This window comes from Enterococcus sp. DIV1206, assembly GCF_051712485.1.
Lineage (GTDB): Bacteria > Bacillota > Bacilli > Lactobacillales > Enterococcaceae > Enterococcus > Enterococcus faecalis.
The window spans coordinates 2,798,460-2,821,442 of the sequence record NZ_JBIOOZ010000001.1; the positions used below are offsets into that span (position 1 = coordinate 2,798,460).

Consider the following 22,983-nt stretch of genomic DNA (forward strand, 5'->3'; position numbering starts at 1 on the left):
ATTTTTTCAACAACTAGAAAATATATTCAATTATTTGGTCAATTTTCGCCATATCTTTTAATGGCAAATGCTCAATTTGACTTAATTTTCTTTCAGTGAAGTCCAAAGATTTCAGTTGTGAGATCACTACTTGCCCATGGGTTTCTATGTCATCGGGCAACGTATATCGAGTGGGAATATTTTTAATGGTGGAAGTAATCGGGCAAATCACAGCAAACATGGTTTTCCGATTAAATTCATATCTTGACACGACTAAACCAGGCCGTCTCTTCTGAATCTCTTTGCCTGCAGCAGGATCAAAATCAATCCATACAATATCTCCTTTTTTGGGAATGTACTTCTTTTCAACGTTCATTAAAAAAGTTCTCTCCCCTCAGGTGCAAGATCATGCCACTCATCTTTTTCATAATACTCACCTTCTGGACCTTCACTAAATGGATCCTGAATTTTAGGGACTAATGTAATTGTACCGTCGTCAGAATACATCACAATATATTCTTGGTCGACTTTTGGTTTTTTACCATTATCAGTGGGTAAAGTTAAAACGACCGAGTTTCCTTGTCTTCTTGATTTAGTTGTTAGCATGAAATCACTCCCTTCGCTTCATTATACTATGCCTTTGCAATGATAGAAAGAATTTTAAATCACACTTAATGTGACTGAGTTTACTATATAATGCGTGTGGGACAAAAATCACTTTGGATTTTTGCTCCACGCTCAAAAACTGATAAACGGCGGGAACAGAAGCAACACTACGCGTTGCTCCGATCTCAACAACTTCTAAGGTGTTTTCTCGACATGCGTCTCGTCACAGTACAGCCTTCAAAAGAGCTACAGCTCTAAGAGTTGCGATGTTTCACTGTGAAGCATGAACAGATGAAATCATCGTACCTACTTGGTCTCCAAAAATTAAAGAACAATTTTCGGAAATTCCTTCTTATTTCTCGGAGTTAAACGCTTCTGTCCCGACCTCCTTTTCCCCTATCTTCCTCTTCACACAAAAAAACGAATGCAAAGATGCATTCGTTTTTGACTAACCGCCACCTAATAAAAAGTCTAGGACATTCATGCCGCCGCTTGTTTGGCTGCGGTAAAGTTCGGTGTAGCCGCATTGGGTACAGCTAATTGTAATAAATTTTTTATTTTGAACATCAAAAATTTTCGCAAAGTTCCCACCTGTTGCCTGAAATTGGTCCGACACATAGTGCATGTTGCCACATTTCTCACAAACATATTGTTGCTTTTCCATTCCCCTCACTCCTTCTCAATAAAACAAGTATAGCAAACGCCTGCTTCATTTTCCTCCATCCTAAGATGGATTTTTTCACTAGTTGACCAAGCCTTTTCCTTTCCGCTACAATAAGCATAACGAATCGGAGGAAAAAATATGTCGACAAAAAGCCAAGTCCTAACTTTATTGATGAAACAAACGCCCGCATTCCTTTCGGGCGAAGAGATGGCACAACGTCTGTCCTTATCTCGCACAGCTATTTGGAAAGCGATTAATGAATTGAAAAAAGATGGCTATCAAATTACTAGCGTGCAAAATAAGGGGTATCGCCTTGAGAAATCAGATGTCCTTTCTGCAGAAGGCATTCAGTTGGCATTATGGCCCCAAACGCCGCCTTTAACAATTACCGTCCTAGAAACATCTGAATCTACCATGACCGATGCTAAGCGGGCGATTTTAGACCAGACGCCCGACAATACTTTGATTGTTGCTGACATGCAAGAAATGCCGCGGGGCAGGTTCGGCCGACCATTTTTCGCTACGCCAGGTAAAGGGATTTACATGAGCATGGTGCTTCAACCGAACCAAAATTTTGAAGAAATCGCCCAATATACTGTGATTATGGCCGTAGCGGTCGCTCGAGCAATGGATGCTCTGGCAGGCGTTCACACAGAAATTAAATGGGTCAACGACCTATATTTAAATGGCAAAAAAGTTTGCGGGATTTTGTCGGAAGCCATGAGCAATGTGGAAACAGGGCAGATTTCCAATGTCATCATCGGCATGGGGATTAATTTTTCAATTACAGAAACCGAATTTCCTGAGGACATTCGGCAGAAAGTGACTTCCCTTTTCCCAGATGGTGAACCGACGGCGACGCGAAATGAATTAGTCGCCAACATTTGGAATCATTTTTATCAAATTTTAGACGAACGTTCAACGAAAGACTTTTTAGAAGAATACCGACAACGCTCCTTTGTGATTGGCAAAGACGTCGCTTTTACCCAAAACGGGCAAGACTTCCGCGGCGTTGCGACAACCATTAATGGAAATGGAGAATTGATTGTCCAGTTGCCTGATGGCACGGCCAAAACGTTGTCTTCTGGGGAAATTAGTTTGGACCAGATTGGTGAATGGCATCGAGGATAAGTAGGGAAATTTAGAAAAAAGAAAGCGGGACATCAGTCGTTTTGACTGATGTCCCACTTTCTACTTCTGAAAATAATCAGCTGAACAAAAGCAGCCCCTTCGAAAATAAGCCAAAATTGACTTTCTCACACAAGTGTTCGGCGTACCTTAATCCTTCCAAATGTTGAGAATCACGAAGAACGTAGTGATTTGATGATGAACAGGACCTACTTGGTTCTTGGCGCTAAACACTTTTGTCTCAGCCGCATTATCTTGATACCTGATTATTGAACATTAACATCTATCGCTTGATAAAATGAATTAATCGTGTCATTGATATCCCAAACGGCATAAATAACATGGTATCCTTTCCTATCAGCGGGAATATTTATTCTGTGTGTTTCTGTATCATTGACCATAAATCCTTGACCAGGAGGTAAATCTTGACCGATTGGTTGCCCTACTATGCCAATCAGTTCCATTTCGTCCATCGTTAATGGTGCATTAGGATTCCATCCAGGTTTCGTCATATAGTATCTAAAACGATTGGTCTTATGTTTTGCCGTCATCACCCATTTAAAATTATTCTCTCCTGTTGTTATATTACTTTTTACCCAACGAGTGGCTGTTTGTTCATCTAGTTTGGAATAGCTTGCTAATCCAGCTGAAGGCAACCTTCCATTTAATTGACCCGTGTCTAATAATTTAGTTGGCGCTTCAATTCCTTGGGGTGTCGTGATAATTTCTGGCTGTGAGCTGTCTTGACCAGGCCCCCATCCAAATCCGTTTGCTTCCGCATTTTTGACTCGACTGACTGGGCTATCAACATAGCCGTGTGCATAACTCTGCTGTGCATCTCCTAAAGCAAAAACACTGATCATCGTTGCGCCTACTGCAATTATGAATAACATCATTTTTTTCATGTATATCGCTCCCTTATAAGCAAAACCCTTCAAAAAACATGTAATCTTAATCAACTGAAACGTAAAATCTCCACAACATCATTTTTACTTTTTCGATAGCGACCATCAACTTTGTGCACAATTATTGTCGACATATTTATTTTAAATGAACTAGCAATTCAATAGCAACTGTCCGCCTTTTTTACTGAGAAAAACTTATAGCACTCTTATAAAAAATGTTTGTTTTTTAATTTATCATTATTGAACACCTACTATTTATAGCGATTAACCGAGAACAGCCTTGCCCACTCTTTTTTTAGAATGCTCAAGTACTGTTTTTTTTAACTGCTTCACTTCCCCACACCTTTAAATTTATTTAAAAAACAATAAATTTTCTTAAACTTCATTGTGAGAACCGCTGCATAAATTCTATACTTCTAGCGTTAGATAAAATAACCTTGTTAGGTGAGGCTCCTATCCAAACATAGGCTATTGCGCAGAAATGTCGAAAGACACCAATGTGTAAAACAGGAATGGTCGAATTAAGGCTCTTCTAAAAATAGCTAAGAGAAATCTTTACGTTGGATAGTGCTAAAGCTCAGACGATGAGAACCGATTGGCTTGCTGTGTCCTGTTTAGTCGCAAGCGCTTATTTACGATCGATGCTGGCTTAGTCTACTCTTTCAAGGGAAAAAGAAAGGGATTCTCATGCAAACATCGAATAAAAAATTTCCACTTTATGCCCTAACAACGCTTGGTTTTACTTTCCTCACTTTGTTAGTGGCGGCTAGTCCAAATTGGTTTCAACAAATGGACGAAGCTATTTATCACATCAAATGGCAATTAAATGCCCCACTTTTAACAGCGGTCAATCTGTTAGCAAAAACTGCCACGATTGGACCAATGCTGCTATTCTTCTTATTATTGATGGTTTACCTTTTACGCAAAAAAGAAAAAATCCTAGCCTTTTGGGCTGTCAGTAACCTATTAGCTGTCGGCTTTTTAGGGAGCGTTTTTAAACATGTGGTGGGTCGGGCTCGACCAAACCTAGGTGCTTTAGCTGATCGAAGCTCTGCTAGCTTTCCCAGCGGACATTCATTATTAGCAATGGCGCTGGTCTGTACGATTTTGATCATTTTGGCCTATCTTCATGTCGAAAAAACCAAAGGAATCAAAATTTTCTTACTCACTTATTTAGTTTTGATTGTGTTAGGTCGCTTAATCTTACGCGTTCATTATCCTAGTGATGTCATCGCTGGGATGCTCCTAAGTTATAGCTGGATCAACTTTTCATTTCAAATTGTTCAACGTTATTTGCTGGCACCTGAACCAGAGGAAGCAGAAGTACCGACACAACGCCGGCGCCGCCATTCTCGTAAAAGAAAAAGTTTATTCGTGGTCTTCAGTTTAACCCTTTTATTTTTAGGCACACTTTCTGTTTCCGCTTACGGGGTCAGCATGTATCGCAATTTGCAAAAAACAGCGAACACCATGTATAAACCAAGAAAATCTTCCACGAAGAGTCCCGATTTAGCCAAAGGAGAACCGGTTAGTTTCTTAATTATGGGGATTGCGAATGACTCAAAACGCAAAACCGATTACCGCTCCAACGCCTTAATGGTGGTTACAGTGAATAATCAATTACAAAAAACTACCATCACCAGCATCCCGCGTGACTACTATGTGGAAATGGCTGGCACCAATGGCGAATACAATAAAATCAATGCGGCCCACGTTTTCGGTGGTGCCGATATGCAAATCAAAACGGTTGAAAATGTCTTACACATCCCAATCAATCATTACTTTTCAATTGATATGGATGCTATGAAGGACCTTGGCGATGCGGTGGGTGGCGTCACTGTTGACAATGCCTTTGCTTTTGATGCTGAAGGGATTCATTATCCGAAAGGCAAACAGCATTTAGGTGGCTGGGAAGCTTTACAATACGCGCGTATGCGTTACGAAGACCCTGAAGGCGACTATGGTCGCCAACGCCGCCAACGAGAAGTTTTAATCGAATTAACCAACAAGCTACTTTCTTTTAACAGCTTGCTAAAATATCAAGAAATTCTGGACGTAATCGGCGAGCATGGCGAAACCGACTTGTCCTTTGACCAAATGATGGCAATGCTAAAAAAATACACCCCCGCACTAAAAACAATCGAAACCGATCAATTGAAAGGCTACGATTATACTGGCGATGGCGTGACAGGAATTGAAGGTATTTCTTATCAGCTGGTTGAAGAAAGCGAACGCCAACGTGTCGAAAATGCCATCAAAGAACAAATGAACCTCTCTACAAAAGACACTGAACAATCGCAATAACGACTAAAAAGCAGCGCCCCTTAATGAAAGGGGCGCTGCTTACTTTGGCTAGTTAGACGGTCATTTCAAAAATATTAATTTTTGTCACCGTTAGTAACGGCTCTACATCAGAGAGGTATGTTAGCGCATAGCTCTCTTTTCATTACCATTATAGTACAATTGCCTAAAAAAATATATTGGAAACTAATTATTTTTTTGTTTTACATGGTATAATCTAAGTGTAGATAAGTTAACACGGAGGCAAGCGCACAGGAACATGCGCTTTGCGACGAGAATCGCAACGAAGTGAGAAGCGTAGGAGCAGATGCTTTCCCCTTTCGGTGGTGGTGCTTATGAATGTAAGTACTGAAATCTATGAAAGGAGTAGGTCTTTTGTCAGCATATGAGACAATTCAGACGATCCTAGGGTTTGGTATGTTTACCATTGCTTTGATTGCACTGATTGTGAAATTGCTTAAAGAAGACAAAAAGAAATGACCGCTGTTTAACTTTGCCTAGTTAGACGGTCATTTCAAAATCTTTAAAATTTTGTCACCGTTAGTAACGGCTCTACACTAGAGAGCTATGTTGTCGCATATCTCTCTTCTCATTACCATTATAGCACAACGACCTTAAAAAGACCATCAATAAAAGATGCCCGAGCCTCCTATTTCAAGGCTCGGGCATTTTTATTTTTATGGGCCAGTCACTAAATTCCACGTGACTGCAGCTTGGTATTGTTGACCAGTCATGCCTTGACTAGCTGGTACTTCTAATTTGATATTATCAAATGCGAAGTCTAGTTGATAGACATTACTGCCAGTAAATTGTTGGTTGGCAACGATGTTCGTAGCCGTGTTATTTGCCGTTAAGTTAATGGCAGTCGTGGTGCCAATCATGTTTTTCAACTCCGTTGGTTGATTGTAATTGGAGAAACTTGAAACAGGAGCCGTGCCTAATAATAGGCGAGTCGCTGTTGGCAAGCTGTCTGTAGCTGATTTTGGTTGGGACAGTTGTGCCGTTAAGCTCCAATTCGGTTGAGTTTTCTTAATTCGCAGATAGGGATTGCGTGTACCGTTGCCGTAGTAATCAGCGGCTTTCTTCAGTCCATGCTGTTGTGTGTTTCCTGCAATCCCTATCTGACCAAAATTGAAAGTTGGGACACTGATGAAGCCTTCAGCCGTTGGTGTTACAATCGCCTGATCATTGTCTTTCACACGAACAGTTGCCGAAGCAGAAATGCCACTGTAATTCCCACTGGTGGTAATCCCTGCACGCAAGACTTGCCCCGCTGTCCCCGTCGCTTTGGTAGTGAACTGAACCGTGGCAGATTTACCCACTGGAATGTTAACCCCTAAGCTAACGCCATTAGTCCAAGTAGTCGCTGTGACTGGGACGGTTTTCGCCGTGCCGCCAACTGGTGTAACGATCATGGCAGTTGGTGCTGCTAAGCCAGTTGTCCAAGCCGTTGATTTCTTGATGGTCGCCGTAGTTAATGGTGCTTGGCTTGTATTAGTAATCGTAGCACGCCATGTGACGTTGCCGCCGCTAGTCACTGTTTCAGCTGTAGTGCGTGTTAAAGTAACACTCGCTTTTGCCACTTCCTCTTTATACACTGCCGTCATGTCGTCATTGCCATCAAAGGTTGTGTTATATGTTGGCGTCGTACTTGTTGTCAATGTGTTTGGTTTGGTTTTACCTTTGTACCAACCTTGGAAAGTATAGGCTTTGCCACCAGCTGAATAACTAGCTGGCAAAGCTCTCGCCGCCGTATACTTGAAGCTGTTACTTGTCATTGGTGTTTGTTTCCCTTGCGTGAAACCTGTCGGTGGCGTAATTTTAGCACCCGCGGCATCAACGAAGTTTTCGGTGACTTGTTTTCGTGTGACTTTATAGTTTATCGTTTGCTTGTAGTCGCTAGTTCCATCGAAACCGAATAATCTTGGTTGGGAGTTTGCACTAGTTAGAAATAATAGACTAGGAAGGATATCTCTTGTTAGTCCTGATTGGCCCCACCTTGCCTTAACAGAAAAAGTATTGTTCGTCTCTCTGTTAAACACTGTTTCAAAACTAGTAAAACTAGTCGTTGCTGAATCCGATAGAAGGTTGGTGCCAATGTCACTAATGGTCTCGTAGTCGTACAACGTAATGGTTTTCGTTGTTGCTTCCACTTTGTCAACATACTTCAATTCATTCGTAATATCAAAGTTGTTCAACGCAAAACCTTTATTTAAAACACCTGTTGGTAGATCAGAAAAAAGTTCATAATCATTAGGAATCAAGACGTTTTGCTTTGTTTCTACTTTATAGCGATTAGCAACGGTCGCCTCTTTACTTCCCACCATTGGGTAAAGCGAACCTGTTGCTTCAAAGGGACTAGTGGCGGTTTTTCTGAAAAATTCTGTATAGTTTCCAGAAAGCGTAAGTGGATTCGTGAACGCTTGACCTTGTTCATCGACAAACTCTGCGTAGAATCCTGGGTGAACAGTGATTTCTTGGACTTCTTCATAAACCGCCGTCATATCATCTTTGTCATCGTAAGTGACGGCATAACTTGGTGTTTTCGTCGTTTTCATTTTGGTTTGATCAGTGCCTTTGTACCAACCTTTGAACTTGTAGTTTTTGTCCCCTACTGTGTAGGTATCTGGCAAGGCTTTGGCACTGGTGTAGGTGAAGTTCTCACTATCAATCACTACTTTGTTGCCTTGGGTAAAGCCTGTTGGTGGTGTAATTTTAGCACCGCTGGCATCGACGAAGTTTTCGGTGACCTTGCGATTGGTTAACTGATAGTAAATCGTCCCTACTGGCGTAACGTAAGAATTAAATAAACGGGATGCACCTGATACATACAATCGATTATACAGATACTCCGATTGTTCTGGAATTGTAGTAGTCGAATCATACTCACTCACTTTAAATTGTGTCGTTGTCATTTTGTTTAGTCCGTAATACAATGGCGCATTACTGGTTGGGTTACCGATTAATGTATTATCTGCAGTTGAATAACGATTCAACGTAGCTTGTGTATAAGCACTTCCTGTATAGACAGAGATATTTTCATAAAATTTTGGAATAGTGATTCTTGTATTGGTTGTTCCATAATTATTCACACCACCTAAAGATACATCTGCTCTAATCGTTTTGGCAGGAATCGTCACTCGTTTGGTATTTCCTGAATTGATCCCAGTAATCGATCCAAGCTTCGTATAAGTGGAATTAATTTCTTGTTGTAAATCGGTTGTAATTGTAAACGGCGTTGGCGATATAATCGTCCCTGCTTCATCGATAAATTGGAAATTCACAGTCTTACTTGGAAAATTGTAATCTTTACCTGTGTCCACTTCATAAACCGCTGTCATGTCGTCTTGGTCATCGTAAGTGACGGCATAACTTGGTGTTTTCGTGGTTTTCAGGGCTGTTTTGTCCGTGCCTTTGTACCAGCCTTTGAATTTATAGGTCTTGCCGCCTGCCTTGTACGTATCTGGCAAGGCTTTGGCACTGGTGTACGTGAAGTCATTGCTCGTAATCCTTGTTTGTTGCCCTTGCGTGAAACCTGTTGGCGGTGTGATTTTGGCGCCCGTGGCATCAACGAAGTTTTCGGTGACTTTTTTGTGGGTGACAACTAAATTGTAATCTTGTTGGATAGCATAAAATCCGCTAGCGGAAACATTATAATTTTCAGTACTAGCTGCTTTAGCTGAGCGGATTTCTGCTTGATAAGCAACCGGTGGTGCTGGCGATACTGGCCAAACAGCTCCTTTGGGCTGATTAATTACATACGTATCGTTCGTTTTCACTAAACTAACATTCATAAGAAACTCCGAAATCTTTGGAGGCATCCCTATTCCCGTACCGCCATTATAGTATTTATATGTGTAGCCATCCACAGGTGCTTCCAATTCAACTGTATTTATATATTTGGGCACGGTCAGCTCAGGATCTTTCAGATAGTAAAGGCTTAAATCTGATCTGTAACCAAAACCAATTACGGCTGTTTGACTAGGTAAAATAATATCAATCCCCGTCTCTGTGGGAACATTGGGGGCTACCATAGTTTCATCAGAAATGACAAACATCCCACTCGTAGTAGTAGTTTCAATCCATCTCGTTAGGCCCATCTCTGTTTTTAATTTAAAGTCTGATGTATTTAATGGCGTCTTATCCTTTGAAGTAATATTAAGTCCCAACCATGCTTCTGGAGTGACTAATTGCGACCTGTTCATTTCATTTCTAGATAACTCCCTAAATTGGGAATCAAGCGAGGCTAAATTTCCTGCCTTAACCCCAACCGCTCGATTCTGGATTTGTACTGGGAGTTGCGGTGTGAGTTGCACCTCCTGCTGAGCTTCCGCTTCTTTTTGCTCCGCTTTCACTGGCGGTGCTTCCTTCTTTTCTACCGCCACTTCTGCTTGTTTCTCTGTTTCCTGTGTTACTTCTTCTCGACTTGTTTCAGTCGTTGTTTCTTGCGTTTCACTACTTGCTTGTGTTTCTTCCTTGACGCTACTTTCAGCGGTCGGACTACTTTCAATCGTGACGGTTTCCGCAACTGCCGTCACGCCCGAAAAGGCATTCACTAGCAAAGAACCACATAAGCCAATAGCTGCAAGACGTTGCCATTTATTTCGCTTCATGTCGTCCCTTCTTTCTATGTACCATTCCGACAAGGCCAATTAAGACTAAGCCGAGAATGCTAAGATTTGCCTGACTCTTGCTCCCTGTACGAGGGAGCTGCGAGCCAGTTGTGGTGGTCTGTGTCGAACCACCACTTCGTTGATCTCCTTGCGGAGGACCAGCTGGTTCCTTGGGATCAGCAGCTGGCGCATCTGTTTTCGGTGGGGCATCTTTAGGAGCGGGTGTTCTCGGATTTTGGTAAAATTCAATCCCCACCGAACTAGAACCACCATCAGACGCTTCAACATTTATAAAAAAACTAGGAGAAGATAGTAGACACACAATCATTAAATAACGCTTTTTTTTCATTTAAAAACCTCCTTTTAAATCAACAACAGATTTGAGCTTCTGTACAATTACTGCTCAAACAACCTTTTTTTCATACCTCTATGATAACAAAGAAACCCCCTGTAGAAGTTGACGATTTTTACGCACCCTATGCGAAATTTTTGAAACACGTTGATAGAACAACGTTTACAAGCTCGTTATTTAATTATCGATAAACAAAAATGTTGTTCTACGCCTACTTTCCCTCGAAATCACGCGTTCAAAGTTTAAGTCTTTACTCTTTTTAACGAGAAAAGCTCAAAATGTTAGCATTAAAGACTAACATTTTGAGCTTTTCTTAATTATTCCGACGCATTCTTTTTTAAAAAAACAAGATTTTTTTCGCATTCCTCGCACTTTTTTAGGTTCTAACCAAGCAAGGCACTGATTAATAGCCCTAAAGCATAGGTGCCATTGAAAACCATTAAGTTCTTAATGGAATGGCGGAAACTTTTCGGCTGCGGCAATTCTTGTTTAAACGTTTGAATATTTTTCCAAATGACAGGCAGAGTAGCAAACGTAATTAACACTGGCCATTGATAAATGCCACTAATGAAGCCGAATAAAATCACCAGATAGCCAGCTAGCGCTAACACTTGAAACAGCACAATCCCCGCTGGACGCCCGATATAATAGACTAATGTATAACGGTGGTTCTCAATATCCGTGTCTAAGTCTCGTAAATTGTTGGCGAGCATGATGTTAGCAATCGAACAGACCAAGGGCAAGGACGCCACGACAATCGCAAGCACCGCCCAGAGATTGCCGTCTAAGCGAAAGGCGCCGCTAGCAAAATCAACCGTTAAGTAAAACGGCGGCTTGGTGACGACATTCAAGTAAACGGTTAAGACGAAGATGCCTAAGCCCATCGTGAAGCCACTGAAAATTTCCCCCAAGGGCATGCGGGATAACGGAATCGGTCCATACGTGTAGAAAATCCCGATGAAGCAGCAAATTCCTCCTAACACAAGGAAGAGCCAACCGGTTTGAACCGTCAAGTACGCACCCACAACGGCAGTGAAGGCAATCATGGCGAAAATCATGTTGCGAACTAGTTGTGGTGAAACGCCTGATTGTCCGATAATATTTTCTTCATATTTGTAGACGTCCGATTTGGCTTTTTTGAAGTCCATGTAATTATTAATGGCGGTGGTGGCCATATCAAAGACCACCATGCCAATGAAGAAAACCAGCGTGTTGCCCCACTGGACTTCCCCAAAATAGGTCATTGAAAACAAGACCCCGATAATGAAGGGAAAGAGACTGGCAAGCTTCGTCTGAATTTCCACTACTTTTAAAAACACATTTAAAGACATTTTTAGTCGCTCCTTATTTCAAATCGGCCCGATTCCCCATCGTATAGCCAGAGTCTTTGCCGATTTCAAAGTTGCCTTCGATATCTTTGCTGATGTAGACTTTGTCGTCTTTTGTGACGAAAATGGCATCGGTTCCTTTCAGACTTTCGACATATTCTAGTCCTTTTTTGACGCCCATTGAGAAGACGGCTGTTGAGAGACCATCACCATCGATGGATTTGTCGGTGATAATGGTGACACCTGCGATGTCGTTATCAAACGGATAGCCAGTTTCACGATCGAAGAGATGGTGGTACGTTTTGCCATCGACTTTTAAGTAGCGTTCATAAATTCCTGATGTGACTAAGGTTTTGTTGCTTTCTTTGACTTGACCTAAGACTGTGTTGCGGGCTTTATTCGGATCTTGAATCCCGACTGTCCAATCCATGTCTTTGCCACGTGGGCTGTGCCCTAAGACGTAAACATTCCCGCCTAAATCGACGATAGCGGTGGTAACGCCGTTGTCTTTCAGAACTTTCACGACTTCGTCGGTGATGAAGCCTTTGGCAATTGCGCCTAAATCTAATTGCATGCCTTTTTCTTCAAGGTAAACGGTTTGCTCTTTGTCGTTGAATTTGACTTTCGTGTAATCAACGAGTTTCAAGGCTTGATCAATTTCGGCTTGGCTTGGTTTGCGGGCATCATCGAAGCCAATGTGCCACATAGAGGTGATTGGACCAATTGCCATGTCGAAGCCGCCGCGGGAGTCTTTGCTATATTCATAGGCTTTTTTCAACAAAGGATACAGGTCATCTGAGACTTTGACTGGTTTCACGCCTGCTTCTTGGTTGATTTCATCAATTTCTGAACCTGGTTGGTTGACGGTGATTTTATCGCCTAGTTCTTTGACACGGGCAAAAGCTTTCGGTAAGACGTCTTCTTTGCCATCATCGTAGATGCGAATTTGAACGTAGGTACCAAGCATTGTTTGACGGTCAGAGTATGGTTCTGTATTAATTTTCGCTTCTGGTTTTGAGGAACAAGCAGCTGCCACAAACAGCACTGCTAGAACACTCACCATGAGCAGAAGTTTCTTTTTCATAGGATTCCCTCTTCTTTCCTTCTTTAATTAAAAAATAAGTTCTCTTGCATAGTAGCCTTTTTTGGAAAAAATGAAAAGTCTTTCTCTTGGAAATTCACAAATTTCTGTGAAAAAAATTTGTGAAATGATGGACAGAACTAGCGAAGAAAAAGGGGCGGGAAAGTCAGCCAACCGACTTTTTCCCAACCCCTCAATGGTGTCAAGTAATTGCTGAAAAGCGTTTCAGAAACTACTTCACGATTCATTTATTATTACTTATTTTGTTACGATGTTGTCAACAACGATTTCAGTTGTGTCGCCTTTTTCAGCAGCGTTCACTAATTGTTGTGCGTAGTTGATGAATGAATGTGTGCTGTGTGTTGCACCAGTTACCACTTCAACACCTGCAGGTGAGCCGTCTTCTTCGCCCATTGCTTTAACAAATTCTTTGTTTAATGTTTCGATATATTCTTTTGGTCCAACGCCAGTAACGTCTTTCATTTTGCTTTCGTATTCAGTGTCATCTTTTTTAGATTTACCGTCAGCGTTCACGTTATCGTAGTTAGATTCAGTCACTTTACCATCTTTCACAGTCATTGAGAATGTTGTGTGGTAGCCGTTTGAGTCATTTTTTTCTTTCAATGAGTACGTACCATCTTTCAATGTTGCCCCATTGTCGATTTCGATTGTGTCTGTGTTACCAGCTTGTGCTGCTTGGATTAATTGTTGTGCGTAGTTTTGGAATGATTCAGATGAATGAGTCGCACCAGTTACTACTTCCACACCGCTTGCGCTTTGTGCTTTAACAAAAGAATCGTTTAATTGTTTGATGTATTCTTTTGGTCCAACACCAGATTTTGCTTTCATGCTTTCTTCATACTTAGTGTCTTCTGTTTTAGATTTGCCGTCAGCATTGATGTTGTCATATTTAGATTCAGTGATTTTGCCGTCTTTTACAGTCATTTCAAAGACTGCACGGTAACCATTTTTTTCATTTTTTTCTTCTAATTTATACGTACCATCTTTTAAATCGCCACCGGCAACTTTTTTCGCTGGTGCTGATGATTCAGTTGATTTTTTCGTTTCTGAAGATGCTGCGCTAGAAGAGTTCGTTGTGTTGTCTTTCTTGTCTGCGCCACAGCCTGCTAATACTAAACTAAATAATGCAATTGCCGCAAAACCTTTAACAAATTTATTCACTTTCATTGATAGTCACCTTTTCTTTCCTGATTTTCACAAACATCAAAAGTTTGTGATACATTACACATTATAATGGTTTTAAAAACGTTGTCAAGACCATCCCCTAAAAATATTTACATTTCGGTCTTTTTTTCATCAAAAACTCATCGTTGGAGTAAATTTGTTGACAATTAAAATTTATATTAGACAAATTCGTGAAATACTTATATAATGTTAGTCGATTGTGTACTTATTAATCATTATCACTATTTTACTACTTACAATATTAAGGAGCGGATTGTCAATGACAAAGCAAAATATTGTCGTTGTAGGTGCTGGGTATGCTGGCGTTTCAGCTACTAAATTTCTAGCAAAGAAATTTAAAAAAGATACGGACGTAACAATCACATTGATTGATCGCCATTCTTACCACACTATGATGACCGAATTGCATGAAGTAGCAGGCGGACGTGTTGAACCAGAAGCAATTCAATACGACTTACAACGTTTGTTCTCACGCAAGAAAAACGTAAAATTGGTAACAGATACTGTTACTGGGATCGACAAAGAAAACAAAGTTGTGAAAACTTTAGCAGGTTCTTATCCATTTGACCAGTTAATTCTGGGTATGGGTGGCGAACCAAACGACTTTGGAACACCAGGCGTGAAAGAAAATGGTTTCACCTTATGGTCATTTGATGACGCAGTGAAAATTCGTCATCACATTGAAGCAACCGTTGCTAAAGCAGCCATCGAACCAGATGCTGAAGTACGCAAAGCAATGTTAACATTCGTTGTCTGTGGTTCTGGTTTTACTGGGATCGAAATGGTCGGCGAATTAATCGACTGGAAAGATCGTTTAGCGAAAGATGCCAAAATTGATCCAGACGAAATTACATTAATGGTTGTTGAAGCAATGCCAACCATCTTAAACATGTTATCTCGTAACGATGCTGCCAAAGCAGAACGTTATCTAGAAAAGAAAAATGTTCAATTATTATTGAACTCACCAATCGTTGAAGTTGCAGCAGATCACATTAAATTAAAAGATGGTTCTGAAGTACCAACGCATACGTTAATCTGGACAGCTGGTGTGAAAGCAACTTCTGATGCCGCTGACTTTGGTTTAGAAGCAGCCCGTGGTAGTCGTTTAGTTGCGAATGAATACATGCAAGCAAAAGGTTACGAAGACAAAAACATTTATATCATTGGTGACTTGGTTTATTACGAAGAAACACCAAACACACCAACTCCTCAAATCGTTCAAGCAGCTGAACAAACAGGTCATACTGCGGCTGCCAACATCGTTGCAGATATTAAAGGCGGCGAAAAACACGCCTTTAAAGGAAACTACCAAGGATTCATGGTTTCCATCGGCGCGAAATGGGGCGTTGCCAACTTATTCGATAAAATTCATTTGAGTGGTTTCTTAGCCATCATTATGAAACATATCGTTAACTTGAAATACTTCTTTGATATTCGTTCTGGTTACTACATGTTCCAATACATTATGCACGAAATCTTCCATATTAAAGATGATCGTTCTGTTGCTCGCGGACATACGTCTCGTTACGGCAATGTCTTGTGGAGTGTTCCGCTACGTGTCTTCTATGGTATGGTTTGGTTAGTCGAATCAATGAAGAAAATTGTCGGCAACGGCGATTACTTGAAACCAAGCACTTGGTTTGGTGATGGTTCTTGGTTCACAGATAAAGTCGTTTTCCCATTCCCTTGGTTACAAGAACAAGTAACAACAGGTGCTTCTCAAGCAACTGAAACAGCAACAACTGCTGCAAGTGGTGCGGCGGATGCGGCGGCAAGCGGTGGTGCCGATGCGGCAACACAAGCAGCGCACTTTGGTTTAAGCTACGCTTACGGCGAAACACCAATGCAAGTGTTTGATCACATGCCTAAATGGTTCGAAAGCGTAATGAAATTTATGATGCCAAACCAAGAAGTTGCTTTGTTCATGCAAAAATTCATGACAATCGTTGAAGTATGTATTGCTTTAGCATTGATTGCTGGTTTATTCACTTGGTTATCAAGTGCTGCTACAATTGGTTTAACAATTGCCTTCTGTTTATCTGGCATGTTCTATTGGGTAAATATCTGGTTTATCTTTGTCGCTTTTGCTTTGATGAACGGTTCAGGCCGTGCTGTCGGTTTAGACCGCTGGGTAATTCCATGGATTCAACGCAAACTTGGTAAAGCGTGGTATGGTACCCCGAAAGCTAGATACGGCGGTAAGTAAGCAATCGATCATCGATTGACAACTACGAGCAAAAGCTGAGACACATGTCTCCAGCTGACTATCATAGGATTTAGTATGTGGGACAGCAGTCAAGCATGACTTTTGTCCCACATATTTTCTTTTATATAATATGGTGGCTCAACTGGAAAAGAATACTTCTTTTCCGTTCATTATGTTATGATAGACAAGAAAAAAACACCAAAGGAGAGAGAAGAAAATGACGATCAAAGAATTCATTAAGAAAAGTCGCTTGAAAACATGGGACGTTATTATTATTGCTGTTTTAGTTCTTGGTTCTTTTCTGCCCCTTGTTGTTTTTGCCATGCAAAACCGTGGTCAAGAAGCGGCTACGTATCAAGCAGTCTTGAAAGTAGACAACAAAGTAATCAAAGTCTTTGACTTAAAAAAGGACGGCCCGCATTATACATATAAATACGAAGCAAAAGACGGTGATTACAACCTGATTGAAGTAGATGGTGATCGTATCCGCGTGAAGGAAGCCAACTGTGCTGACTTAGTGGATGTTCGGCGAGGCTGGATTTCCAAACCTGGTGAAACCCCGATTGCCTGTCTACCCCACAATTTGTTTATCACCGTGGAAGCTTCTGATGGGAGTGAAGACGGTAGCTTAATTTATTAAGCACGACAACTATGAGCAAATTACACAAGAATATTTATATTGCTATGCTCGTTGCCCAAGGGGTCATTATTGGTTTAATCGAAAATATGATTCCTTACCCTTTCGCATTTGCTCCTGGGGCAAAGCTCGGTCTAGCAAATTTAATTACCATTATTGCGATTTTCACCATGCGTAAGCGTGATAGTTTTTTCCTAGTCTGTTTACGTTTGATTTTAACGACATTACTGGGCGGTACACTTTCGACCTTTTTCTATAGTGCCAGTGGTGCCTTATTAAGTTATTTCGGCATGTTGCTTGTCAAGCAGCTGGGGCCAAAACGGGTCAGCATTATCGGGATTAGTGCCGTTGGTGGTTTCTTACACAACGTTGGTCAGTTGCTAACGACCTCTTTCTTTGCTCATTCGTGGGCGCCGATGCTGTACTTACCATTTTTATCTCTGTTTGGGTTACTCTCAGGGATTGCCATTGGGATTGCCGCTAATTATTTACTACAACATGTCCAGACGTTACGAAAATTCCAACTGAATTATGAACAAACAACGAAACATAAGTGGAGTCAATTTTTCTAATTGAAAACCTGTCCGCCACAATTAAAGGAGTCATCTTATGAATATACATCCTATGTGGAATACCTATCCTACGTTATCAAAAGAATTAACAACTACTCTTCGCTTGATGGAACAAGCGGTTCAAATCGATAATCAAGAGATTCAAGCTGCTGTCCATGACATGATTCATTCTGGCGGCAAATTGCTACGTCCAGCCTACCAACTGTTGTTCTCTTATTTTGGTGAACAGCGGGACCCTAAAAAGGCGACAGCGTTAGCGGCTTCCATTGAATTACTGCATACCGCCACGTTAGTTCACGACGATATTGTCGACGAAGCCGATACGCGTCGTGGCTTGCCAACATTGCGTTCGCGCTTTGGGAATAGCACAGCCGTGTATACAGGCGATTATCTTTTTGTTTGCTGTTTCAAGCTCTTATCTGATTATTCTTCTTCATTAAAAAGCATTCAATTAAATTCGCGCAGTATGGAAAAAGTCCTGACTGGTGAGCTTGGTCAAATGGACAATCGCTATAATTTCGAGGTAACGATTGACCAATATTTAAAAAATATTTCCGGGAAAACTGCGGAACTGTTTGCGCTAAGTTGTTTTGTCGGTGCCTATGAAAGTGGCACCTCCCAACGTTTTGCCAAACGTTGTGGTGAAATCGGCGAAAATATCGGACTGGCTTTTCAAATTATTGATGATATTTTGGACTATACACAAACTGCTGACGCTATCGGCAAACCCGTCTTAGAAGACGTACGTCAAGGCGTGTATTCTTTGCCCTTGATTTATGCACTTGAAGCCAATCGTGAAGTCTTGTTGCCACTTTTAATGAAAAAAGAAGCCTTGACCGATGAAGAAACACAGGAAATTTATCGTCTTGTCCATGAACTAGGTGGCGTAGAAAAGGCCCAACAATTAGCCACTCATTACACAGAAAAAGCGCTGAAAGAAATCAGCAAACTTCCTGAAACAAAGGCCCAAGCGAAAGAACAATTGTATGAAATTACACAAACGATTTTGACAAGAGAAAATTAAAAAAGCCGCTGGATCCTATTGAGGATTTAGCGGCTAGCTTTTTAGGTGATACCTTGGTATAATAAAAACGAAGAGAGCGTACTAGACATACGCTCTCTGGTAGACCGTTTAAGACGGTAGCTTTAATTGTGGATAAATAAACCCGTCAATCTTCGCTAAAAGTTATGACGGGTTTATTTTTTGTCGTTTTTATTACTGATTTTGACAATTAATGTTGCGAAAGCAATCGCAAGCATCAATGCTTCAAAGACAGTCACTACTATTCCTTTCTAGGGAAAGAGCAAACAAGCAAAAACATTGGCAGTCCCCCTTTTTTTGAGAAATTGCCACCGTCATAAACTTCCTACTTGTGTAGTATAACACATTTGTACCTTCCTAGAATACGCTTACTTTCCTGATTATTCAACAGCCGCTTTCTTTTGTAATAAAAATCGCGCACCGTTTACTGGGATAAAACGATTCAGCCAACTAAAATTTTTTAGACTAAACAGACCGACCATCTTTTTTGATGGTCGGTCTGTTTAGTCTATTGCTCCGCCCTTACTCCTTCTCCGACAATGCTCGCCAGACATCAAATGTTTGTTTTAAGCCTTGGACATTATGAACACGTAAAATTTCTACGCCTTGTTGTGCTGCATACAAGGAAGCAGCGGCTGAGCCAAAATCACGGTTGGCTGGTTCTGGTTCGTTCGTTAAAGCGCCGATGGTTCGTTTGCGAGAAACGCCGTATAGTAACGGATAATCTTGGTAGCGAAAGGCGTTAGGATCTTTTAACAGTTGAAGGTTTTCTGCGACAGTTTTATGAAAGCCAATCCCTGGATCGAAACAAATTTTTTCTAAGGAAAGCCCATATTTTTGGCATTGTTCAATTTTTTCTGTATAAAATTGGTGCAACTCTTCTTTTAAAGAAAGCGATTGGCGTTTTCTAGAATGCATAATCACAACTTGGACTTCAGGATATTGTGCGAGGACTTCTGCCATCCTCGGAGTGTCTAATCCTTTGATGTCATTAATCATTGTGGCGCCAGCTTGGATCGCGGCTTCTGCTACTTCGGGATAGTAGGTATCCACAGAAATCGGCGCTAGAGAAGTCTCACGTATTTTTTTTATTAATGGTAATACTCGGTCTACCTCAACTTGTGGAGAAACTTCTTCGTAGCCAGGACGTGTGGATTGGCCGCCAATGTCTAAAATATCGGCCCCCGCTTCTAGTAGATGAAGCGCATGTTGATAGGCCACGTCGACCGTTGTGTAGCTACCGCCATCAGAAAAAGAGTCGGGGGTCGTGTTGACAATCCCCATAATTTGGTAATTCTTTTTTAAATCAATCATTGTCACATTGCTCCTTTATCTGCTGAATCATCTTTCGTAAAGCCCGCATTCTAGGACTTATCTTCATTCGTTCACTCGTGGACAACTCCGCTAAGGTTTTGCCTCGATCTGGTAAATAAATAATCGGATCAAAGCCATAACCACCTGTACCGTGCGGTTCAACTAATTCACCAGTCAAAGTGGCTTCCGTTTGCAACAGTTTGTCGTCATCGAGTACATAGACCAACGTGGCTGATAAGGTTAACTCTCGAGTCGACTGTCGCCCTTCAAATAAGTGCAACAGTTCGCGGTTCTGTTCTTCCGGATTGGCTGAATGGAAAAAGCGGCTTGTATGAATACCTAATAAATCAGGAAAAGCAGTTAACGTTAAGCCGCCATCATCACCTAACACTGGGCGGCCAATTAATTGTTGGAAAAAGCGAGCTTTTAGATAAGCATTTTCAGCATACGTAGTGCCAGTTTCTGCAGGTTGTTCTTGACTGGTTGTATACTTTCGATAAGAGACAAGTTGAATAGCGGGGTCCTTAAGTCCTGATTGCATTTCTTTTAACTTACCTTGGTTATTCGTGCCAACAATAATTTCCATTTTCTAACGTATCTCCATTAAAAATTGATTTTTCCACTCTTGTTCTTTAAATAGTCCGGTAAATTGAAATGTTTTGGTGCTACTTTGTGGTGTTTTCACGCCGCGCATCGTCATACACATATGTTCCGCTTCAATGGCTACTGCAATGCCTTTAACGGGAATATTTTCTTGAAGTTTGCGGGCAATTGTCACTGTTAAATCTTCTTGAACTGTGGGACGTTTGGCACAATGTTCTACTAATCTTGGTAACTTGCTTAGTCCCAATACTTTGCCACCTTCTGGCAGATAAGCGACATGTACTTTTCCATAAAATGGCAATAAATGGTGTTCACACATTGAATAAAAGGCAATATCTTTTACTAGAACCATTTCGCCTTCATTTAAGCTATCAAATAATTTATAATCGTCAAATTCAGGTTCGGTTAATCCACTAAAAACTTCTGCATACATTTTAGCTACACGTTTGGGTGTATCAATGAGTCCTGACCGTTGAGTATCTTCCCCCACTGCTTCTAAGATTGTGGTAACTGCCTGCTCAATTTGCGCTTGTTTTTCCTGCTCCATCTCTACCATTCCTTTTCGCTTACTCGCACTTCTTCTTGATTGCCACTGCGCTGAATCCACGTAGCTATTGGCGTGCCCAATAGTTGTTCCTCTGCGTAAACATCACTTAAGGGAATCAAAACAAATGACCGTTTTGTTAATTCTTGATGAGGAACTTGTAAGTGGGGCAACGTGACTGACTGCTCCCCTAATAATAAAATATCAATATCAATAATCCGCGGACCCCAGTGAATTAATTTTTTACGTTTCATTGCTTGCTCAATCCCTTGGGTAACAGCCAATAACTCTTCAGCGGTATAGCTAGTATCAATTTTCAATACGGCGTTCAAAAAATCATCTTGGTCTGTATAACCGTAAGGATCCGTTTCATAAAGTTTTGAAGAAGCCACGACCTGAATCTGCGGGTCTTCGTTTAAATAATTGCGGGCTTTCACTAAATTTGCGTACGGATCGCCGACGTTACTACCTAATGCTACATAGCCAATCATCTATACTTCTCGCTCCATTTCAATTTCAATATTGTCAAAAAGGCCGGGCATCGGCACACTATATTTTCTAATTTTAATGATAATTTTGTTCAATTGTTCTTGATAATCTGCAGAAATATCATCTAAAATAGCACTCGCTAAACCTTCGATTAAATCGTACGAGTGATTGTTTACTCGTTGGGCAATCAATTCATTCACTTCGGCATAATTGACAGTTTGGGTGACATCATCTGTTCGCCCTGCCTCGGCTAGCGACAACTGCATTTCAAGGTCGATTTCTACTTGCTGTCCTAGACGTTTTTCTTCTGCCAAAACACCATTTTTTGTGAAAAATTTCAAGTTGTTGATTCTAATTTTATCCATCCTCTAACTCCCTACCCTCTGTTTTGCTGATTTTTTTAATCATAGCATATTTCTTGGAAAAGTCAGTAGTTAAAAGATGTTATTGTTTATTTAATAGCAATTATTTGCTTATCAACCACTAGTTGATTGAAACATATAGCGGAATAGACTACTCTAAAATCAAGGAGGTAACGAATAATGTTAATCCAAACTATTTTAAAAACACGGAGAATAAATAATCACTATACGCAAGAACAAATTGCCCAAAAATTACATGTCACTACACAAGCTGTTTCCAAATGGGAAACTGGACAATCCATCCCTTCAATTGATAATTTACTGATGCTTTCTGATTTATACAATATTTCTATTGATGAGCTAATCCAAGGTAGTCCTTATTTTAAAAAGCCCCAAGTTGTTGGAAAAATTTATAATCTAAAAAAAGGAATTTTATTTTGTATTGTTTGGACTTGTTTCTCTTTGCTACTTACTGGTTTTGGTTATCAACCTTTTTGGTTGTTTAGTGCAATCATATTTATCGGTCTACTTTTAGTTTTTCCAATCATCTTTTCAGATTATTGGATAATTAACCAACAAGATATTATGGTCCATCAATTCTCCAGAAACCCGATTCTGAAAATCATTGAATGCATAAAAAACAGTTCTACACAAATAAAAATTCCTTATTCTGAAATTGAATCCATAGAAATCATTTATACCAAAAAGATAAGAGCGTCCGCTTTTGATAGTAGTCCCGACTATTTTTACTTACTAGTCACCTATAATAATCAAACCACAAAGTTATATTTAGATATCTATGCCAAAAGATTTTTACCACAATTTATTGCGTTTTTATCTCGACAAAGAATTACTATTATAGATAAATCTGAAATCATTGAATTACTCGTTTCTGATACTTCCTTATATCAACATTTTAATGAAAAAAATGTTGCAACTGATAATAGAAAATAGCTAATTTCATCACGTTTGTCAGCACCCAATTGGTTATAAATTGAATGAAATAACTCGTGTATTCAAAAAAGAGCGTTGCTAATGCAACGCTCTTTTT

Annotated in this window: 22 protein-coding genes and 1 riboswitch; of the genes, 8 read left to right on the forward strand and 14 right to left on the reverse strand. The window is 40.5% G+C overall.

What is annotated here, in order from left to right; genetic code table 11:
* Window positions 1–13: 13 nt before the first annotated feature.
* The 3 genes from IGK86_RS13830 to IGK86_RS13840 all read right to left on the reverse strand — a co-directional run bounded on the left by IGK86_RS13830 (window position 14) and on the right by IGK86_RS13840 (window position 1,249).
* Window positions 14–355 carry a type II toxin-antitoxin system PemK/MazF family toxin gene (locus IGK86_RS13830; RefSeq protein WP_002360937.1) on the reverse strand — a complete coding sequence of 114 codons (342 nt, stop codon included), beginning with the start codon at window positions 353–355 and terminating at the stop codon, window positions 14–16.
* Complete coding sequence (mazE, locus tag IGK86_RS13835; protein ID WP_002367500.1) at window positions 355–585, reverse strand: type II toxin-antitoxin system PemI/MazE family antitoxin; 231 nt, start codon at window positions 583–585, stop codon at window positions 355–357. Before mazE ends, IGK86_RS13830 begins: the two co-directional genes overlap by 1 nt.
* A 448-nt stretch (window positions 586–1,033) precedes the next feature.
* Entirely contained in the window at window positions 1,034–1,249 is a 216-nt protein-coding gene (locus tag IGK86_RS13840) for a zinc ribbon domain-containing protein (protein ID WP_002354768.1), read from the reverse strand.
* A 138-nt stretch (window positions 1,250–1,387) separates the two neighbouring features.
* On the opposite strand from IGK86_RS13840, the gene IGK86_RS13845 reads away from it, so the two are divergent.
* Window positions 1,388–2,380, forward strand: coding sequence for a biotin--[acetyl-CoA-carboxylase] ligase (locus IGK86_RS13845; RefSeq protein WP_010706961.1), 993 nt, complete (start codon window positions 1,388–1,390; stop codon window positions 2,378–2,380).
* A 263-nt stretch (window positions 2,381–2,643) separates the two neighbouring features.
* On the opposite strand, the gene IGK86_RS13850 is transcribed toward IGK86_RS13845, so the two are convergent.
* Complete coding sequence (locus IGK86_RS13850) at window positions 2,644–3,282, reverse strand: lytic polysaccharide monooxygenase (protein WP_002375448.1); 639 nt, start codon at window positions 3,280–3,282, stop codon at window positions 2,644–2,646.
* 429 nt (window positions 3,283–3,711) lie between these two features.
* Window positions 3,712–3,878: riboswitch (M-box (ykoK) riboswitch) on the forward strand.
* Window positions 3,879–3,969: 91 nt separating this feature from the next.
* Between IGK86_RS13850 and IGK86_RS13855 the strand changes: the two genes are divergently transcribed.
* Window positions 3,970–5,586: a phosphatase PAP2/LCP family protein gene (locus IGK86_RS13855; RefSeq protein WP_104877038.1), complete on the forward strand. Its 1,617-nt coding sequence runs from the start codon at window positions 3,970–3,972 to the stop codon at window positions 5,584–5,586.
* A 354-nt stretch (window positions 5,587–5,940) separates the two neighbouring features.
* Entirely contained in the window at window positions 5,941–6,063 is a 123-nt protein-coding gene (locus IGK86_RS13860; RefSeq protein ID WP_002404776.1) for a putative holin-like toxin, read from the forward strand.
* Between the two features lie 197 nt (window positions 6,064–6,260).
* Here the strand turns inward: IGK86_RS13860 and IGK86_RS13865 are convergent, their stop codons facing one another.
* From IGK86_RS13865 to pplA, 5 genes are all read right to left on the reverse strand, one after another.
* Window positions 6,261–10,196, reverse strand: coding sequence for a WxL domain-containing protein (locus IGK86_RS13865; RefSeq protein WP_438742587.1), 3,936 nt, complete (start codon window positions 10,194–10,196; stop codon window positions 6,261–6,263).
* Window positions 10,183–10,545, reverse strand: coding sequence for an LPXTG cell wall anchor domain-containing protein (locus IGK86_RS13870; protein ID WP_104877043.1), 363 nt, complete (start codon window positions 10,543–10,545; stop codon window positions 10,183–10,185). The genes IGK86_RS13865 and IGK86_RS13870 overlap by 14 nt, the downstream gene beginning before the upstream one ends.
* 386 nt (window positions 10,546–10,931) lie before the next feature.
* Entirely contained in the window at window positions 10,932–11,879 is a 948-nt protein-coding gene (gene menA, locus IGK86_RS13875; RefSeq protein ID WP_010830747.1) for a 1,4-dihydroxy-2-naphthoate polyprenyltransferase, read from the reverse strand.
* Between the two features lie 13 nt (window positions 11,880–11,892).
* On the reverse strand, window positions 11,893–12,960 hold the full coding sequence (locus IGK86_RS13880) for an FAD:protein FMN transferase (RefSeq protein WP_002354751.1): 1,068 nt from the start codon (window positions 12,958–12,960) through the stop codon (window positions 11,893–11,895).
* A 255-nt stretch (window positions 12,961–13,215) separates the two neighbouring features.
* Window positions 13,216–14,145 (reverse strand): extracellular electron transfer flavoprotein PplA, encoded by a 930-nt coding sequence (pplA, locus tag IGK86_RS13885; protein ID WP_002367507.1) that lies wholly within the window; start codon window positions 14,143–14,145, stop codon window positions 13,216–13,218.
* Window positions 14,146–14,422: 277 nt separating this feature from the next.
* On the opposite strand from pplA, the gene IGK86_RS13890 reads away from it, so the two are divergent.
* The 4 genes from IGK86_RS13890 (at window position 14,423) to IGK86_RS13905 (ending at window position 18,602) form a co-directional block, all read left to right on the forward strand.
* Window positions 14,423–16,369 carry an NAD(P)/FAD-dependent oxidoreductase gene (locus IGK86_RS13890; protein WP_002354747.1) on the forward strand — a complete coding sequence of 649 codons (1,947 nt, stop codon included), beginning with the start codon at window positions 14,423–14,425 and terminating at the stop codon, window positions 16,367–16,369.
* Between the two features lie 217 nt (window positions 16,370–16,586).
* Window positions 16,587–17,009, forward strand: a complete 423-nt coding sequence (locus tag IGK86_RS13895; RefSeq protein ID WP_002358956.1) for a NusG domain II-containing protein — start codon at window positions 16,587–16,589, stop codon at window positions 17,007–17,009.
* 11 nt (window positions 17,010–17,020) lie between these two features.
* The gene (locus IGK86_RS13900) at window positions 17,021–17,578 is read left to right on the forward strand and encodes a Gx transporter family protein (RefSeq protein ID WP_002354743.1); all 558 of its coding nucleotides are present in this window, start codon (window positions 17,021–17,023) and stop codon (window positions 17,576–17,578) included.
* Window positions 17,579–17,615: 37 nt separating this feature from the next.
* On the forward strand, window positions 17,616–18,602 hold the full coding sequence (locus tag IGK86_RS13905; protein ID WP_002358954.1) for a polyprenyl synthetase family protein: 987 nt from the start codon (window positions 17,616–17,618) through the stop codon (window positions 18,600–18,602).
* Window positions 18,603–19,142: 540 nt separating this feature from the next.
* Here IGK86_RS13905 and folP read toward each other — a convergent pair.
* Genes folP through folB form a run of 5 tightly spaced genes read right to left on the reverse strand, consistent with a single transcriptional unit; the run spans window position 19,143 to window position 21,935 of the window.
* On the reverse strand, window positions 19,143–19,934 hold the full coding sequence (gene folP, locus IGK86_RS13910) for a dihydropteroate synthase (RefSeq protein ID WP_010713671.1): 792 nt from the start codon (window positions 19,932–19,934) through the stop codon (window positions 19,143–19,145).
* Complete coding sequence (locus IGK86_RS13915; protein WP_010713670.1) at window positions 19,927–20,520, reverse strand: non-canonical purine NTP pyrophosphatase; 594 nt, start codon at window positions 20,518–20,520, stop codon at window positions 19,927–19,929. Before IGK86_RS13915 ends, folP begins: the two co-directional genes overlap by 8 nt.
* A gap of 3 nt (window positions 20,521–20,523) precedes the next feature.
* A complete protein-coding gene (gene folE / locus IGK86_RS13920; protein ID WP_002381007.1) occupies window positions 20,524–21,093 on the reverse strand; it encodes a GTP cyclohydrolase I FolE in 570 nt (189 codons plus the stop codon).
* Complete coding sequence (folK, locus tag IGK86_RS13925; protein WP_010778032.1) at window positions 21,087–21,572, reverse strand: 2-amino-4-hydroxy-6-hydroxymethyldihydropteridine diphosphokinase; 486 nt, start codon at window positions 21,570–21,572, stop codon at window positions 21,087–21,089. Before folK ends, folE begins: the two co-directional genes overlap by 7 nt.
* Entirely contained in the window at window positions 21,573–21,935 is a 363-nt protein-coding gene (folB, locus tag IGK86_RS13930; protein WP_002354733.1) for a dihydroneopterin aldolase, read from the reverse strand.
* 177 nt (window positions 21,936–22,112) lie between these two features.
* Here folB and IGK86_RS13935 point away from each other — a divergent pair, with 177 nt between their 5' ends.
* The gene (locus IGK86_RS13935) at window positions 22,113–22,886 is read left to right on the forward strand and encodes a helix-turn-helix domain-containing protein (protein WP_016617644.1); all 774 of its coding nucleotides are present in this window, start codon (window positions 22,113–22,115) and stop codon (window positions 22,884–22,886) included.
* Window positions 22,887–22,983 lie beyond the last annotated feature (97 nt).